Annotated in this window: 1 protein-coding gene; it reads left to right on the top strand. The window is 37.4% G+C overall.

Features of this window, described 5'->3' with window-relative positions; all coding sequences use genetic code 11:
• Positions 1-87: 87 nt before the first annotated feature.
• Positions 88-1,032: an IS30 family transposase gene (locus HMPREF9171_RS102775; protein WP_000222594.1), complete on the top strand. Its 945-nt coding sequence runs from the start codon at positions 88-90 to the stop codon at positions 1,030-1,032.
• Positions 1,033-1,046 lie beyond the last annotated feature (14 nt).

Raw genomic sequence — 1,046 nt, 5'->3', positions numbered from 1 at the left:
TAATTTGTAAAATTAAGCTAGACAGAAAAAAGCCATTTATGTTAGGCTCAGATAAACACCACATTTGTCTGAAAGGAACTAACATAAATGACCTATACCCATCTTACCACAAATGAACTTGTCATGATAGAGGCTTATTACAAAGAAGGAATAGCCGTTAGCCATATTTGTCAATCCCTCAAAAGATCAAGACAAACGATTCATAAGGTCATTGCTTATCTCAAGGCTGGCCACACTGCTTATGATTACTACAAGGACTACAAAGCTAACAAGAAACGTTGTGGTCGTCGTCAGACCCAACTCACTCAAAGTGAACAAGATTTTATTCAAAGGCATTTAGAACTTAATTGGAGTTTGGATGTTGTCAAAGGAACTTATCCCGATAAAATCCCTTGTTCTATGAGAACTCTTTATCGCCTAGCTGACCGTGGTATCTTCAAGAAAGCTGATTTACCATGGAAGGGAAAACGCAAACCAAATGGTATAGCCGAAAAACGTGGCAAACAAGCTTTTAGGAGGGATATCCGTGAGCGTTCAGAAATCTATCCAGATTTTGATACAGAATTTGGACATCTTGAAGGAGATACAATCGTTGGTAAACATCACAAAAGTGCTGTTGTCACCTTGGTAGAGAAGCAATCTAAAGCTATTATCACACTTCAAACCAATGGTCGAAAAGCTAGCGACATTGAGCAGTCACTAAATAGATGGCTGTCACAATTCCCAAAACATCTCTTTAAATCTGTCACTTTTGATTGTGGGAAAGAATTCTCTAATTGGAAGACAATAGCCAACCAACACGACATTGATATTTTCTTTGCGGATCCAGGTTGCCCTGGTCAACGTGGGTTAAATGAACATTCAAATGGTTTATTAAGACGTCATGGACTACCAAAGCAAATGGATTTCAATGGTATTCCTCAGAAATATTTATCAGCTATCACTGATAAACGAAATAGAATTCCTAGGAAATCTTTAAATTATCGAACACCATATCAGGTTTTTCTGAGTTACGTAAAATGTCTAGCTTAATTTGACAATTTGGG

This window comes from Streptococcus agalactiae ATCC 13813 (assembly GCF_000186445.1).
Classification (GTDB): Bacteria; Bacillota; Bacilli; order Lactobacillales; family Streptococcaceae; genus Streptococcus; species Streptococcus agalactiae.
This window is presented reverse-complemented; position numbering and strand designations above follow the sequence as displayed.

Excerpts from the sequence above, each read along its gene's own strand:
- HMPREF9171_RS102775 (WP_000222594.1), top strand. The coding sequence starts at position 88 with ATGACCTATACCCATCTTACCACAAATGAACTTGTCATGATAGAGGCT.